The sequence below is a fragment of the Clostridium sp. CM041 genome (assembly GCF_055081035.1).
Genome location: NZ_CM143648.1, coordinates 1851280 through 1866418, shown reverse-complemented (window position 1 = coordinate 1866418; position 15139 = coordinate 1851280). Strand labels below are relative to the sequence as shown.

The window sequence follows — 15139 nt, the reverse complement described above, 5'->3', positions numbered from 1 at the left end:
AACATAAAAGTCTGAAAATTTAATTTTTAAAAAGAAGTATTTTGTAGTATTGTGTTTTTATCTGAATAAGCTTATTATAATTATCTTATATACTATAATATAATATAAGATAATACAAGGGGGATAAAAAATGGTTATAAAATTGGACATGATCCAAACAGTAGCATTAGCAGTTATCGTTCTATTTATAGGTCAAAAAATCAAAAATAAGGTAGAGTTCTTAGAAAGATATTGTATACCAGCACCGGTAGTTGGTGGCTTGCTGTTTGTAATACTTACTTTAATACTAAAAGTAACTAACATATTAACTTTTGATATGGACATAACGCTTCAAGCGGTATTTATGACGGCATTCTTTACAACTATTGGGTTTACAGCAAGTCTTCAATTACTAAAAAAAGGTGGAAAACAAGTCTTCATTTTTTTAGGAATAACTACGGTACTTATAATTCTTCAAGATGTTACAGGGGTTACACTTGCTAAGCTATTTGGATTAAGTCCAATTATAGGTCTTTGTACGGGCTCTGTCCCAATGGTAGGTGGACATGGAACATCAGGTGCTTTTGGACCATTGTTTGAAGCAAAAGGTATAGCGGGTGCCACCACAGTAGCATTGGCATCAGCGACATTTGGACTAGTTATGGGCAGCATGATTGGAGGACCTATAGGTAAAAAGTTACTTGAAAAAAATAATCTTTCGTATCCTATGAAAATAGTTAATTCAAAAACCTCTAAAAATGCAACGTTATCAAAAGAAGACACTACAAAACAAATGATACCTGACAATTTTATGGGTGCCGCATCTCAGATTTTATTAGCTATGGGAATAGGTACAATTATATCTGCTCTTTTTGAAAAAGCAGGATTGACTTTTCCAGGATATATAGGTGGTATGTTAGCAGCTGCAATTTTAAGAAATATAGCTGATGTTACAAAGGCTTATAAGGTCCATTTAGATGAAATTGATGTTATAGGAGCTATTTCATTATCTTTATTCTTATCTATGGCGTTAATGGGATTAAAGCTATGGCAGTTAGCAGATTTAGCTTTACCTCTAGTCATAATGTTATTTGCTCAGACAATTCTAATGGCTTTATTTGCATATTTCGTAACTTTTAATATTATGGGAAGAGATTATGATGCAGCGGTAATGGCTTGTGGACAGTGTGGATTTGGTATGGGAGCTACACCAAATGCAATGGCAAATATGAACGCTATGACATTAAAATATGGTCATGCTGAACGTGCATTCTTTGTTGTTCCATTAGTGGGAGGTTTATTCGTAGATTTCGTTAACGCTGGAGTCATTACAGCGTTTATGAACTTTTTCATTAAATAATAAACACTTTTAATCTTACAAATTCTATACTTTAGCGACATTTCAGAAGGAAAGTATGTATTACTTAAAATACATACTTTTCTTTTTAGTAAAAGAATAATATAATAGTTAAAAAATAAGTTAATAGTCATAAATAGCGAGAAAAAATCTCGCTATTTTAATTATATCTTGATAAAAAAAACTATGGACTTTATAATTGTGTTATAAGCTTAAGGGAAGGTGACAAATGGGTACAATTAATGATTATTATAACCAGGTTATATGCACTATTAATGAAGGCGTTATTGTTATTGATAAGAAAGGCATTATAAAAATCATTAATAATGCTGCTGGGAAAATGTTGAAAGTTAATGCAGAAAGTAGCATAGGGAAACATATTTTAAAAATATCTCCTTATGGTGAATTATTAAGTATAATTGAAAATAGAGAAGAACAATTAAATATAAAAGAGGGTAAATTTGTTATAACCCGCAAAGCAATAACTCAAAATGGTGAAATCGTAGGTGCACTCCAAATATTTAGTAAAAAAACGGAAAATAAGATATTAATGAATTCACAAAAAAATGGAAGAATAGACGAAAATATTTTGGATACAATTTTTAATGCTGTAAGGGAATGTGTAGTTGTAGTAGATGAAAATGGAATAATAACTATGATGAGCGATGAATATAAAGAATTTATTAATTGCGAAAATCCAGAAGGGAAACATGTAACTGATGTTATAGAAAACACAAAATTACATATAATAGCGAAGACTGGTAAACAAGAGTTTGGAGAAATTCAAGAAACTAATGGCCATAAGTTAATTTCTATAAGAGTGCCTATAAAGAAAGATGGTAAAATTGTAGGGGCCATTGGGAAAATAATGTTTAAAGATTTAGACAATTTTAAAATATTAAGTAATAAGATCAACAATTCACAAAAAGATGCTGAGTATTGTAAAAATGAACTAAGCACAGATCAAAAAGCAATATATACTTTTGAAAACATTATAGGCAATAGTGTTAAAAGTCGCGAGGTAATGAAGCTCGCTAAAAGAGTAGCTAAGATAGATTCAAACGTCTTAATTACTGGTGAAAGTGGAACGGGTAAAGAACTATTCGCGCACTCCATTCATAATGCTAGTAGAAGATGCCAAAAACCTTTTATAAAAATTAATTGTGGAGCTATTCCAGCACAGCTTTTTGAGTCGGAAATGTTTGGTTATGAAGAAGGCGCTTTTACTGGTGCTAAAAGATCAGGTAAGAAAGGTAAGTTTGAACATGCAAACGGCGGGACAGTCTTATTAGATGAAATTGGTGATATGCCTATGAATATGCAAGTTAAACTCCTAAGAGTTATTCAAGAAAAAGAATTAGTGAGAGTTGGCGGAAATGATGCTATCAAAGTTGACATAAGAATTATTGCGTCAACTAATAAGTCATTAGAACAGTTAATTAAAGATGGAAAGTTTAGAGAAGATTTGTATTATAGGTTGGATGTTATGCATTTTAAATTACCCTCATTAAGAGAAAGAGTAGAAGACATTGATGAATTGTCTAATGCATTAAGAGTAAAAATATGTAAAAAATATAATATCTACTCGGAGGGCATTTCAAGAGAGGCTATTGATTATTTGAAATCTTATAACTGGCCGGGCAATATAAGACAACTTGAAAATGTAATAGAAAGAGCTATAAACCTGCTTGATACAGACATTTCTATAATGCCAAGGCATTTGCCGGATAAGATAATTAATAGTAAAGTGAAAAAATATTCATTAGAAAATAATTATTTAAAAGATGTTGTTGAAACTATTGAACAAGACCTTATCATGGAATGTATAAAAAAAACAGGAGGGAATAAAAAAGAAACCGCAAAAATATTGGGACTTAGTAGGGCAGGATTGTATAAGAAATTAAACAGGTATAATTTAATGAAATAAGCAAATCTACATTAGTACACATGTAAACTATGATTACATGTGATGTTTTTATATAAAAAATGGTTGCAGTGATATAAATGGGAATTGTAAAAAAAAATATATGCTTAGGTGTATCAATACGTTGAAAATACTTTTAGTGATTTTTTTAACAATTAGGTTATAATATTAACAAGCTCAAGATGGGTAAGTGTATGGGGTTATTAGTGTCAACTAAGTTTACAGTCGTAGTTATGATTTGTTTTAAAAAATTGGCAGAGGTTGGTATAGTAAGAGTTGTAAGATTGTGCACACTTGGCATGAAAATTGCTAGTAATAAATATATAGGAAAAAAACAAAAGCATATAATAAATTCCTATTATGTGGTAATAATATACTAGAGAAATAAATAAACGGAGGGTTATAATATGAGAGAAGTAGTAATTGTAGGAGCAGCAAGAACAGCAATAGGGTCTTTTGGTGGAGGATTATCAAAAGTATCAGCTGTAGAAATGGGAACTGTTGCAGCTAAAGAGGCTATAAAAAGAGCAGGAATTAAACCGGAACTTGTAGAAGAAGTTGTTATTGGTAATGTAATACAAGCAGGACTTGGACAGAATGTTGCAAGACAAATATCAATACATGCAGGTATTCCAGATGAGGCTTCAGCACTTACAATAAATAAGGTTTGTGGATCAGGACTTAGAGCTGTAAGCATGGCAGCACAATTTATAATGTGTGGAGATGCGGAAGTAGTTTTAGCAGGTGGAACTGAAAGCATGAGTAACGCTCCATATGCACTACCAAACAATAGATGGGGTGCAAGAATGGGAGACGGAAAAATAGTTGATACTATGATTAAAGACGCTCTATGGGATGCGTTTAATGATTATCATATGGGAGTTACAGCAGAAAATATTGCAGAAAAGTGGAACATAACTAGAGAAGATCAAGATCAATTTGCTTTGAAAAGTCAATTAAAAGCTGAAAAAGCTATAAAAGAAGGTAAATTCAAAGACGAAATCGTTCCAGTGGTAATCCCTCAAAGAAAGGGTGACCCAATAACATTTGATACAGATGAATTTCCGAAATTTGGTTCAACTATAGAAAAATTAAGAAAATTAAAACCAGCATTTAAAAAAGACGGTACTGTAACAGCAGCTAATGCATCAGGAATAAATGACGGTGCAGTTATGTTTGTAGTAATGTCAAGAGCTAAAGCAGATCAATTAGGACTTAAACCTCTAGTTACAATAAAATCTTATGCATCAGGTGGAGTAGATCCGAAAATAATGGGATATGGTCCAGTTCCAGCAAGTAAAAAAGCATTACAAAAAGCAGGAATGACCGTAGCTGATTTAGATTTAATAGAAGCTAACGAAGCTTTTGCTTCTCAATCATTAGCTGTAGCTAAAGATTTAGGCTTAAATCCAGAAATAGTAAATGTTAATGGTGGGGCTATAGCACTTGGACATCCAGTAGGAGCTTCAGGTGGAAGAATACTTATTACATTAATATATGAAATGATAAAAAGAGATTCTAAAACAGGACTTGCTACATTATGTATAGGTGGCGGTCAAGGAACTGCTATTATCGTTCAAAGATAATAGCAAAAAAGGATCAGCAAAAAAATGCTGGTCCTTTTTTAGTTGATAGAAAATAAAGTAATTATTAATTAATATTCGGAATATTAATTAAGTAAGGATTTAATTTAAAATTTTGATATAGATGAAGATTAAGTAAAATTTAAGAAGCTTTTAATAATAATGTTATATAATACTAAAGAATAACTGCTAATAATATGATATAATTATAAGGATAGGAGTGATATAGATGGTTAAAATAAAAAATGCTGTGCCAAACATGTTCACCTTAAGCAATATGTCTTGTGGGATTTTGTCTATACTTATGAGTTTTGACGGAAATTATAAATTAGCAGCGGTATTTATTCTTTTAGCAGGAATATTTGATAGATATGATGGTAAAATAGCTAGATTTTTAAATGTGGATAACGATTTAGGTAAAGAACTAGATTCATTATGCGATTTAGTATCTTTTGGTTTGGCACCTTCAATATTAATATTTAATATTTATAATTTCGCAGGGCTTGGTTCAATTGGGTATTTAATGGTTTTAATTTTCCCAGTAGCAGGTGCATATAGGTTAGCGAAATATAATATTACGGATTTTAATGGGGTTTTTTCAGGGATTCCTATTACTATTACAGGCACATTTTTAGCGCTGTATTCTTTAATTATGTTTAACAAAGCTTCAAATTTAGGGTCGACTATGATTTTAATGGTTATATTATCTTATTTAATGGTAAGTAAATTAAAATTTAAAAAACAATAGTTAAGCAATTATTATGAAAAAAATTTATAACGCAATTATAGTAAAAACCTCACTTTATAGTGAGGTTTTTTTAATGACATTTCAGAAGGTGAGTTTCCTACTCATATAAGTGGGGGGGCATATATTATAGCAAAAATAAAATTTCAGTGAAAATATAAATCACCTTCTGTAGTTGTTAATTCATCTTCTCCGAAGATGTGTAGCTCCGCAGGAGATGATTTAATCTCTAAATTTATAATAATATTCAGGGGTATCTCCAGTAATAACCTTAAATTCATAACCTGAATCAAGATAGTATTTTATGATTTCAGGTAGAGCTTTTACTGTGTTTTTATTATTGAAATTGCAGTGCATAAGGAGTATGGCTACATTTTTATTACCTTTAATTATTTTTGAATTTTTAACAAGTTGTGCGACACTTAAATTAGGGTTTATACCATCAGATAAATTAACATTCCAATCATATACTTTAAAATTGTTTTTATGAAGTTTCTCTAAATTAGAAGCATTTAAGCGTTTAGCGCTACCGCCAGGAAATCTAATAACCTTAGGAGCAAAGCCAGTGACTTCTTTAATTTTGTTGGAATCTTTTTTCATTTCATAAATAAAACCATCTGTACTTCTATATATTTTTTTAAAATTATGACTGTATGTGTGAAGACCTATACCATGACCCTCATTATATATTCTCTTAAGAATTGATTCCTTTCCTTCAATTTCTTTTCCTACTATAAAAAAAGTAGCTTTTACATTTTGTTTTTTTAATACATCTAATAAAGCATCGGTAACAACGTATGTAGGACCATCATCAAAAGTTAAATAAACAAATTTTGAAGTTTCAATGCCCCCAGCAGATTTTAATGGCGGACTACATGGTATAAATGCCTGGCTGTTTTTCTGTGTATTGGTTATATGTGAACTGTTAGATAACAAGAAACAAATAATAGTGGTAGCAAAAACAAGGAAAATACTTTTTTTTCTAAAATTCATATTATCACACACCTTTAATTTTGTCGTAATTAGTATACCCAAAGAAAAATGTATTAAAGCAGTATATTTTTATATATAAAATTTTTATGTAGCGTGTAATAGGGATTTATAGATAGTTAGTATAATTTGATGAATTGTTGACATTCAATACTCAAATTTTGTATAATTATGTTGTTTGATAAAGTTGGAATCTTCTGATTGTATGGAAAAATAAATTGAAAAAATTTTTAAATAATAAATTTGAACATAAAAGATAAGAGGAGGATATATTATGCAACAAACGCCAAATGCTAATAGACTTCATATAGCTATATTTGGAAAAAGAAATGTAGGGAAATCAAGTTTGATTAATGCAATTACATCGCAGGATATTGCATTAGTATCTGATTTAGCAGGAACCACAACAGACCCAGTTTATAAGGCGATGGAGCTACTTCCAATAGGTCCTGTTGTTATTATAGATACTGCGGGGTTTGATGACGAAGGCGTAATCGGAGAACTTAGAATAAAGAAAACTAAAGATGTTATGGACAAAACTGATTTGGCACTTTTGGTTATTGACGGTAATGAGGAAGATTTAATATTTGAGAAAACATGGTATGAAGATTTAAAAAAAAGAAAAATACCTGTAGTTGGAGTCATCAATAAAATAGACAAAAATGAAGTATCACTCAAGGATATTCAAAAGGTAATAGATCTAACTTTTATTAATGTTAGCGCTAAAGATAAAGTAAATATTGATGGGTTAAAAAAAGTAATTATGGCTAATGCGCCAGAGGATTTTGAAAAATGCACGATTGTTGGTGACATAATAAAACCGAAGGCAAGGGTAATAGTTGTAGCACCACAAGATATCCAAGCACCAAAAGGGAGACTAATACTACCACAGGTTCAAGTAATTAGAGATCTTCTTGATAATGATGTTATGGCACTAGTGGTAAAGGATAGTGAATTAGAGGATATTTTAGCCGCGCTAAAGGACAAACCAGATTTGGTGATTACGGATTCGCAGGTATTTAAAAAAGTCAATTCTATAGTGCCAAAAGATGTACCACTTACTTCCTTTTCTATACTTATGGCTAGGTATAAAGGAGATTTACGCACCTTAGTTAAAGGGGCAAAAGCTATAGATACATTGAAACCAGGAGATAAGGTACTTATAGCAGAAGCTTGCACCCATCATCCACTTGTTGGAGATATAGGGCGAGAAAAGCTTCCTATATGGCTTGGAGAAAGAGTAGGTGGAAAGCTAGATATAACGATTTGCGCCGGCAGCAGTTTTCCAGATGATTTAAGCGGATATAAGCTAATAGTTCATTGTGGAGCCTGCATGGTTAATAGACAGCAATTCATGTCAAGGATTAAGAAGGCTAATATAGAGGAACTACCTATTACCAATTTCGGTATAGCTATAGCACATATAAATGGTATATTGGATAGAGTACTTAGTGCGTTTGAAGAAGATTCTTTTTAAAGATAGTTTTTTGAAAAGTATTATATAAAATTAATATAGGGGTAATTTAACTTGAATTTAAATCAACAATTTCGATGTTCAGCGCGACGTAATTGTAGGACATACTCAATGGTACTTATATACCTATAAAGACAAAAAAAGGGAATGAATAAAGGTATTGCACACAGAGTCAAAGAGGTATATAGTTATGTGGGAATAGCGGCTAGTAAATTTGGAACTTGTATTAAATGAATTGGATAATCTTACATTAGAATTAATGAAGAGGCTGTCAAAATTAAAGCTAAAATAAGGGATAAAAGAGAATTTATTTTGAATTTTTGGATATAATACTTTAAATATACCGATAATAATTGAAATTTTAACCATTAATGGTGTGCTCTATTTAACTTTTGGTTGAACAGTATGTATTAATTTTAGTTCAGGATTATTATTAAATACAGGTAGATAAAAAGAATTTAAAAAAATAAGTTGACTTATTGATTATATAATTTAGAATGTAACATATATAATAATATGAATTAACAATAGAAAGGGGTAGTTTAAATGAAGAAAAAAATATATATTGATGGAATGAGTTGCTCACATTGTGTAAGCCATGTAAAGGAGGCATTACTTGATATTGGTGCTAGTAAATTAAAAGTAGATTTAGAAGAAAAATTTGCAGTAGCAGAATTTGAAGACGAAACAACTGATAATGACATTACGGAAGCTATTGAAGAAATAGGATATGAAGTTACTGAGGTAGAAGAAGATTAATATAAAAAAATAAAAAGTTTGCCAATATTGGTAGGCTTTTTTTCTGTCTACTTTTTCATGTCCATTATATGTAGAAACTATAAATATTGAGTAAATAATTATAAGAAATTATTTACTCAATATAAAAATATTAATTATAAAATTTTAATTGAACATTTATTTTCTTATCTTGTATTTCTAAAATAACATAAGAATACCATGGTTCACGTCTTTTACACGTGGGTGAACCTGGATTTATCATGAGTACTTTATTTTTAGTCAAAATAAGTGGCTGATGAGTGTGTCCAAAGATGATAATATCAACTTTATCATCAATAAATTTATCATAGGCTGTATTTAGTGTGCTTTTGCTATTACCATGGCCGTGATACAAACCAATTTTATATCCTTCCACAGATATAATTACTTTTTCTTTTAGTAAATCTCTGATGTATCCTTTATCATTATTTCCCCATACTCCAACAAAGTTCTTATGCTCTTTTAATTTTGACACGACGCTTGAGGAAATATAATCACCTGCATGAATTATCATGTCAGCTTCTTTAAATATATTATTTATTAATTTAAAAAGTTTATCATTATGTTTTTTCGCATGAGTATCAGATAATATCGCAATTTTCATATTTCATCACCTTATAATATTATAGTGTTTTATATTATTATTTGCTACATAATTAGTATGTGCGGTATATGATATTTCTGTTATAATTATTATATAAATAAAAGGGTATATTTTTACATTTGTTGTGAAGTTTTAAATGTTTATTAAAGCGCAAGGAGAAAAAATGGGGGAAATAGAAGACACGGTCTTAATGTTAGAGCAAACAGGAATAAATATAAAAAATGAGAGATCTTTGCACTCATCCATTAAGCAATGGTATGCGGTGCCAGGGGACAGATTAGAAGTAAAAGTAGATAAATATATAATTGATTTAGTAAGGGAAGATTCATTAATTGAAATACAAACGAAAAATTTTGGCGCAATTGGCAATAAGCTTAGAGAATTGGTTAGGTACAATAAGGTTATGCTAGTACACCCTATAGCTGTTGAAAAATATATAGTAACAACAGAAAAACCTAATAAAGTAATTAGTAGAAGAAAATCTCCTAAAAAAGGTAAAGTGGTTGATTTATTTGATGAGCTAATTAGAATACCTGATTTAATGGCGGAAGAAAATTTTATACTAGAAATCTTAATGACTAAAGAAGAAGAGATACGGTGCAAGGATGGTAAAGGAAGCTGGAGAAGAAAAGGTATAAGCATTGTGGATAGAAAACTTTTAGAAGTAGTAGATAAAATAACATTTAGAGAAGTAAAAGATTTTTATGAATTTTTACCACAAGAACTACCAGTGAATTTTACCAATAAACAATTAGCGAAAACATTAAAAGTTACGGTATACAAGGCAAGAAAAATTACTTATTGTTTTAGAAAAATGAAGATTATAAAAGAAATAGGAAAGATTAAAAATGAACTTATATTTGAGAGGGTGTGAAGAATGGATAATAAACCTAAAGCTATCACATTTATGCTGATATTCGCCTTAGCATTTATAGGAGCTCTATTAATTATTAAACCTCAATTCAATTTTTTAGTTCTGCCTCCACTTTTAGGATTTATATCTGCTATGTGTGCAGGATCAGCCTATACCTTAATCCGATGTTTAAGAGATAGAGAAAAAGCATCGACTATCGTATTTTATTTTTCTTTTGTTTCAATTGTAGCAATATTGATAAAAAAGTTAAAGATTAATAAAAAAAATATTACTAAAAGTCGGAGGTCAATTTTAGAATTATAGGAGGAGTAATATATGGATAAGAAGAAGGTTTACGTAACAAGAATAATTCCCAATGAGGCTATTAAGCTTTTAAAAAAGTATTTTGATGTAGAAATCAATCCTCAAGATAGAGTTTTATTAAGAGGAGAGCTCTTAGAAAAGGTAAAAGGTAAGGATGCAGTTTTATGTCTCTTGACTGATAATATTGATAAAGAGGTATTCGAGACAGCTGGTGAAAAATGTAAGATATTTGCTAACTACGCAGCAGGGTACAGCAATATAGATACAGCTGCAGCGACTCAAAGTGGAGTAATAATTACAAACACTCCGCAGGTACTGGATGATGCGACTGCTGACTTAGCATGGACACTACTTATGGTTGTATCTAGAAGAATCATTGCAGCAGATAAATTCACAAGAAATGGTGCTTTTCAATCCTGCGATCCTATGATGTTTCTTGGACGTGAAATCACGGGTAAGACTTTAGGAATTGTAGGAGCAGGGAGAATTGGTTTTAATTTTGCAAAGAAAGCCAAGGCTTTTGATATGAAGATACTTTATACTGATTTGTTGAGAAATTATGAAATGGAAAAAGAATTGGGTGCTATTTATGTGGATAAAGAAAGATTATTAAAGGAAGCGGATTTTGTTTCATTACATGTGCCACTTTCACCTTCTACCAGACACTATATTAGTGAAAAGGAATTTTCTATGATGAAAAACACTTCAGTTATTGTTAATACATGTAATGGTCCAGTAATCGATGAAAAAGCATTAGTTAAAGCCCTTAAGCAAGGTGAAATATGGGGAGCTGGGCTTGATGTATTTGAACATGAGCCAGACATTGAACCAGAGCTTCTTGATATGTACAATGTTGCAATTGTTCCACATATTGCCTCGGCTACGATGGAAACAAGAATAAAAATGGGATTAACTGCAGCTAATAATATTATTAAAGTATTGAATGGTGAAAAGCCGGATACTTGTGTTAATGTGGAAGTATTAAAATAATGTTCCCAATAAATCACTCTCATTCAGATTAACGAAGGGAAGTGATTTATTTTAATTGTAATAATATTCTGAGAACTTTATTGACTTTTATTTTGCGTAATGGTAATATAATGAAATGTATTAAATAAGTAGAAAACATTTACAGGGTTGAATTAAACTTGAAAATCTTGCGTTACCATGGGAGGTAAGTTATATGATAAGAATTGATGCTAAAGGAAAAACTTGTCCCGTACCAGTTATAGAGGCCAGAAATGCTCTTAAAGCAGTTGAAGAAGATGAAACCGTATTAGTTATTGTAGATAATGAAATGGCTAAGAAAAATTTAGAAAAAATGGCTAAGGGAATGGGATATGAATGGGATTCTAAAACTATTAATGAATATCATTATGAGGTTAAAATTATAAAAGGGTTAGGTTCAGATGAATCTGTTAAAGAGTTAGAAAGTGAGAAAAAGGAAAATACATTAGTTGTTATATCTTCTGATAAAATGGGAGAAGGGAATGATGAATTAGGACAAGTTCTAATTAAAGGCTTTATTTATGCTTTGGTAGAAGCAGAACAAATCCCCTCTACTATTGTTTTCTATAATGGGGGAGTAAAACTTCCAACCAAACGATCTTCAGTGTTAGATAGCTTGCAAAAATTGGAAAGGTTGGGAGTGGAAATTTTATCTTGCGGAACATGCCTTAACTATTATAATTTAGAAAATGAGCTGTCTGTTGGACAAATCACAAATATGTATAACATTGTTGAAAAAATGAATGCTGCTAATAAAATTATTAAGCCTTAGATTATAAGGCTTTTTTTTATTTACTCTGTTAGTAATTTTTTTATATATTCATTAATATGATATTGGTAGTAGTAAAATAACATGAAAATAGAATATGAGCTATGTCCAAGCTATTAGAAAATTAGGTGTAGAGACTATAGTAATAGATTTAAACTATGATTGAAGCACATTCAAATAAGTAACAAAATATAGAGGAATAGAAGTAAGAGTGAGTATATGTGTCAATTTTAAATAGAGGTTAATTATGTACAGGCGACATATATATGTCGCCTGTACATAATTAATCTAAAAAAACATATCACTATAATTCAATATTTTCGAACACGCCCTTACCCAAAAACACTATTAAACTGCTAAATATAAGATTATAGGTGATGAATAGTGTGTAGGCTATTAGCATTCCCGTAGAACTATATAATGCTATCAGAAGGACTATACCAGGTGATAGTATTAAAAGTAAGATTGCAATTCTTATAAGAGATGTAAATACAATGTTATTACCACTGCCTAAAATTCTTCTAGTAAGAATTCCACCATAGATGAAAAGAGAACCTATTGAAACAAAGGCTATTATATTAAGGAGAATAAGAATGATACTACTTTTAAATAATATTCCTGTTATTGCAAACACTATAGTTCCATCAATAAGGTTTTTAAGGTTATCAACTACAGTTGCATAGATAACCTTCTTAAAGGCGTGGGCTGGCAATATGTAAATGTATGGGTTCGATAAATCTCTTTTCCATTTACTAGCAAAGGTAGAAAATAATTGAAGATATATCATGCCACCTAAGACTATTTTTAAATCTTTTATAGGGCTAAATAATCCAGCACTTATTGCTATAACTGCGTAAATAACAGACACTACATTTATCAATGCAAAACCAGTCTTTTTATACTCTAATATTTGTCTCCAAAATATAGCAGAGGCAAATTTTCCTTTTTTAGTGTATTGAACTTTTCTTACTTTAGGTTTTTTACCCGGTTGTACAAATAATCGCTCACCCCGACGCGTGGCGGAGATGGCTGTTTCTTTTAATTCAGTTGAAGCTAAAACATCTTCATAATAGTCAAGTTGCATAGAGTAAATTAAATAACTGAAAATACCTCCAGACGCAACAATCAGAGCTATATAAACAAAAAATATTGAATGTATGCCATTCATTGAAGATAATATAATTGCCCTTACCCACCCGTATACAGGAATATATGAAATGGCAGGACTATTTAGCAATGATATAATAGCCTTAACTGGTGACCTAGTTATATATAATTCTATAAAGTATACTATAATTAGGGATACTCCTAAAAATTTAAAAGTATTTCTTAAAATAACCTTATTTTTTTCACATTTAGAAGCTATTGAATATAATAATATCTTTAGTATTGAGTTGAAAATGAGCATAATGAATAGGCCAAAGATAATTACTATAATTCCATAGGATTTGATATTGGTAAAACTATAAAGGTTAGGTCCTTGAAATGAAACAAAAAAAACTGCTATAAATGAAGTATATATTTGTTTTAAAAATCCATATACTAAAACTTTCTGAGGACTAGTGGGAGATGTAAATACTAAATTTATGTCTGCACTCCTAAAAAAAGTGGCTCCATTATTTATTGAGGAATATAGGTCCGGTGCGGTGAATAGTATAATAATAACTCCTACAATAGTAGTGTACAACGCTGGATCTAAAATCTTTTGCTTGCTGGTATTACTGCTGCCAAAAATAAAAGTTAGTGACAAAAGTATAAGAAGTATAATATAGGCAATTAGCTTTATTGGCTTTCGCTTTAGTTCTAATAAAAAATTTCTTATAGATTTTTTTATTATATAAAATAATGGCTTCATACGTTATCCTCTGTTACATCAAAGAAGAGTTCTTCTAAGGTCTCATTCCTATTCATAAGCTCTTGCTTTGTACCGGAGAGTACTATATTTCCATTTTTCATTATTAATACCTTGTCCCAAAAATCATCAACACTATCTATTATGTGGGTACTTATTAGAATAGCAGAACCTTTTTCTCTGAGTTCTAAAATCGCTTTCTTTAGCTCTTTTATTGCTTTAGGATCTAGGCCCATTAAAGGCTCATCAAATAATACTACCTTAGGATTTATTATTAAGGCGCAGCAAATACTTACCTTTTGCATCATACCCTTGGACAGCTCTTTTCCAAGCTTATTTCTTTTATCACTTAAATCAAGTCTTTTAAGTAATTCTTCGGCTTTTTCTTTATAGTTATTTATCCCATAAGCGGCAGCCATATATTCTATATGCTCGTAAACTGTGAGCAAATCAAACATAGCTGGAACCTCTGGAACATAGGAAAATAATTTTTTTGCCTCAACACTCTTGTTTTTGTGATTACAAATTTCAATATATCCATCATATTTTAATAGCCCAGCGATGCATTTTATTGTGGTGCTTTTTCCAGCACCATTTGGGCCCAAAAGAATAGCAATTTCACCTTCATTTACTTGAAAGCTAATATTGTTTACAACTAATTCCTTAGAATATTTTTTACTTAGATTTTGTACAGTAAGCATATGTTCATCTCCTTAAATAGGTAAAATCACCATAATTATAACAAAACGGTTATCTTTAGGCAAGGTCTGTATTTAAGTAGAAAGAACCATCCTAAATTTAATATTTAGGATGGTTCTAATTTATTGTGAAATATATCTGATTTAGATCCAAAGGTGGTTCAAATATTCCTGGGGTTAATTGCAAGAATATTAATTTATA

The 15139-nt window shown here is 30.5% G+C and carries 15 protein-coding genes; 11 read left to right on the top strand and 4 right to left on the bottom strand.

The annotated features are described in order from the left end of the window. Positions 1–130 precede the first annotated feature (130 nt). From gltS to pssA, 5 genes are all read left to right on the top strand, one after another. Complete coding sequence (gltS, locus tag ACWJJT_RS08755; RefSeq protein WP_462954425.1) at positions 131–1339, top strand: sodium/glutamate symporter; 1209 nt, start codon at positions 131–133, stop codon at positions 1337–1339. A 226-nt stretch (positions 1340–1565) separates the two neighbouring features. After that, positions 1566–3263, top strand: a complete 1698-nt coding sequence (locus ACWJJT_RS08750; RefSeq protein ID WP_462954424.1) for a sigma-54 interaction domain-containing protein — start codon at positions 1566–1568, stop codon at positions 3261–3263. 191 nt (positions 3264–3454) lie between these two features. Further along, positions 3455–3640: a hypothetical protein gene (locus ACWJJT_RS08745; RefSeq protein WP_462954423.1), complete on the top strand. Its 186-nt coding sequence runs from the start codon at positions 3455–3457 to the stop codon at positions 3638–3640. Between the two features lie 27 nt (positions 3641–3667). Beyond that, entirely contained in the window at positions 3668–4846 is a 1179-nt protein-coding gene (locus ACWJJT_RS08740) for an acetyl-CoA C-acetyltransferase (RefSeq protein ID WP_462954422.1), read from the top strand. Positions 4847–5072: 226 nt separating this feature from the next. Next, the gene (gene pssA / locus ACWJJT_RS08735) at positions 5073–5591 is read left to right on the top strand and encodes a CDP-diacylglycerol--serine O-phosphatidyltransferase (RefSeq protein ID WP_462954421.1); all 519 of its coding nucleotides are present in this window, start codon (positions 5073–5075) and stop codon (positions 5589–5591) included. Between the two features lie 219 nt (positions 5592–5810). On the opposite strand, the gene ACWJJT_RS08730 is transcribed toward pssA, so the two are convergent. Next, entirely contained in the window at positions 5811–6581 is a 771-nt protein-coding gene (locus ACWJJT_RS08730) for a polysaccharide deacetylase family protein (RefSeq protein WP_462954420.1), read from the bottom strand. 271 nt (positions 6582–6852) lie between these two features. Here ACWJJT_RS08730 and hydF point away from each other — a divergent pair, with 271 nt between their 5' ends. Then, positions 6853–8055 (top strand): [FeFe] hydrogenase H-cluster maturation GTPase HydF, encoded by a 1203-nt coding sequence (hydF, locus tag ACWJJT_RS08725; protein WP_462954419.1) that lies wholly within the window; start codon positions 6853–6855, stop codon positions 8053–8055. Positions 8056–8598: 543 nt separating this feature from the next. Next, complete coding sequence (locus ACWJJT_RS08720) at positions 8599–8811, top strand: heavy-metal-associated domain-containing protein (protein ID WP_165413344.1); 213 nt, start codon at positions 8599–8601, stop codon at positions 8809–8811. A 130-nt stretch (positions 8812–8941) separates the two neighbouring features. Here ACWJJT_RS08720 and ACWJJT_RS08715 read toward each other — a convergent pair whose 3' ends face one another. Further along, a complete protein-coding gene (locus tag ACWJJT_RS08715; RefSeq protein WP_165413345.1) occupies positions 8942–9433 on the bottom strand; it encodes a metallophosphoesterase family protein in 492 nt (163 codons plus the stop codon). A gap of 163 nt (positions 9434–9596) precedes the next feature. On the opposite strand from ACWJJT_RS08715, the gene ACWJJT_RS08710 reads away from it, so the two are divergent. From ACWJJT_RS08710 to yedF, 4 genes are all read left to right on the top strand, one after another. After that, positions 9597–10307, top strand: a complete 711-nt coding sequence (locus tag ACWJJT_RS08710) for a hypothetical protein (RefSeq protein ID WP_462954418.1) — start codon at positions 9597–9599, stop codon at positions 10305–10307. A 3-nt stretch (positions 10308–10310) separates the two neighbouring features. Further along, positions 10311–10610: a hypothetical protein gene (locus tag ACWJJT_RS08705; RefSeq protein WP_462954417.1), complete on the top strand. Its 300-nt coding sequence runs from the start codon at positions 10311–10313 to the stop codon at positions 10608–10610. A gap of 12 nt (positions 10611–10622) precedes the next feature. Further along, entirely contained in the window at positions 10623–11600 is a 978-nt protein-coding gene (locus ACWJJT_RS08700; protein ID WP_462954416.1) for a 2-hydroxyacid dehydrogenase, read from the top strand. Positions 11601–11793: 193 nt separating this feature from the next. Continuing rightward, positions 11794–12390 carry a sulfurtransferase-like selenium metabolism protein YedF gene (gene yedF / locus ACWJJT_RS08695; RefSeq protein WP_462954415.1) on the top strand — a complete coding sequence of 199 codons (597 nt, stop codon included), beginning with the start codon at positions 11794–11796 and terminating at the stop codon, positions 12388–12390. Positions 12391–12691: 301 nt separating this feature from the next. Here the strand turns inward: yedF and ACWJJT_RS08690 are convergent, their stop codons facing one another. Both ACWJJT_RS08690 and ACWJJT_RS08685 read right to left on the bottom strand, forming a co-directional pair. Beyond that, positions 12692–14242, bottom strand: coding sequence for a putative ABC exporter domain-containing protein (locus ACWJJT_RS08690; protein ID WP_462954414.1), 1551 nt, complete (start codon positions 14240–14242; stop codon positions 12692–12694). Then, the gene (locus ACWJJT_RS08685) at positions 14239–14940 is read right to left on the bottom strand and encodes an ABC transporter ATP-binding protein (RefSeq protein WP_462954413.1); all 702 of its coding nucleotides are present in this window, start codon (positions 14938–14940) and stop codon (positions 14239–14241) included. Before ACWJJT_RS08685 ends, ACWJJT_RS08690 begins: the two co-directional genes overlap by 4 nt. Between the last annotated feature and the right edge of the window lie 199 nt (positions 14941–15139).

Bases quoted from the DNA above. Each gene is read 5' to 3' on its own strand.
- gltS (WP_462954425.1), top strand. From the start codon at position 131: ATGGTTATAAAATTGGACATGATCCAAACAGTAGCATTAGCAGTTATC.
- ACWJJT_RS08750 (WP_462954424.1), top strand. From the start codon at position 1,566: ATGGGTACAATTAATGATTATTATAACCAGGTTATATGCACTATTAAT.
- ACWJJT_RS08745 (WP_462954423.1), top strand. From the start codon at position 3,455: ATGGGGTTATTAGTGTCAACTAAGTTTACAGTCGTAGTTATGATTTGT.
- ACWJJT_RS08740 (WP_462954422.1), top strand. From the start codon at position 3,668: ATGAGAGAAGTAGTAATTGTAGGAGCAGCAAGAACAGCAATAGGGTCT.
- pssA (WP_462954421.1), top strand. From the start codon at position 5,073: ATGGTTAAAATAAAAAATGCTGTGCCAAACATGTTCACCTTAAGCAAT.
- ACWJJT_RS08730 (WP_462954420.1), bottom strand. From the start codon at position 6,581: ATGAATTTTAGAAAAAAAAGTATTTTCCTTGTTTTTGCTACCACTATT.
- hydF (WP_462954419.1), top strand. From the start codon at position 6,853: ATGCAACAAACGCCAAATGCTAATAGACTTCATATAGCTATATTTGGA.
- ACWJJT_RS08720 (WP_165413344.1), top strand. From the start codon at position 8,599: ATGAAGAAAAAAATATATATTGATGGAATGAGTTGCTCACATTGTGTA.
- ACWJJT_RS08715 (WP_165413345.1), bottom strand. From the start codon at position 9,433: ATGAAAATTGCGATATTATCTGATACTCATGCGAAAAAACATAATGAT.
- ACWJJT_RS08710 (WP_462954418.1), top strand. From the start codon at position 9,597: ATGGGGGAAATAGAAGACACGGTCTTAATGTTAGAGCAAACAGGAATA.
- ACWJJT_RS08705 (WP_462954417.1), top strand. From the start codon at position 10,311: ATGGATAATAAACCTAAAGCTATCACATTTATGCTGATATTCGCCTTA.
- ACWJJT_RS08700 (WP_462954416.1), top strand. From the start codon at position 10,623: ATGGATAAGAAGAAGGTTTACGTAACAAGAATAATTCCCAATGAGGCT.
- yedF (WP_462954415.1), top strand. From the start codon at position 11,794: ATGATAAGAATTGATGCTAAAGGAAAAACTTGTCCCGTACCAGTTATA.
- ACWJJT_RS08690 (WP_462954414.1), bottom strand. From the start codon at position 14,242: ATGAAGCCATTATTTTATATAATAAAAAAATCTATAAGAAATTTTTTA.
- ACWJJT_RS08685 (WP_462954413.1), bottom strand. From the start codon at position 14,940: ATGCTTACTGTACAAAATCTAAGTAAAAAATATTCTAAGGAATTAGTT.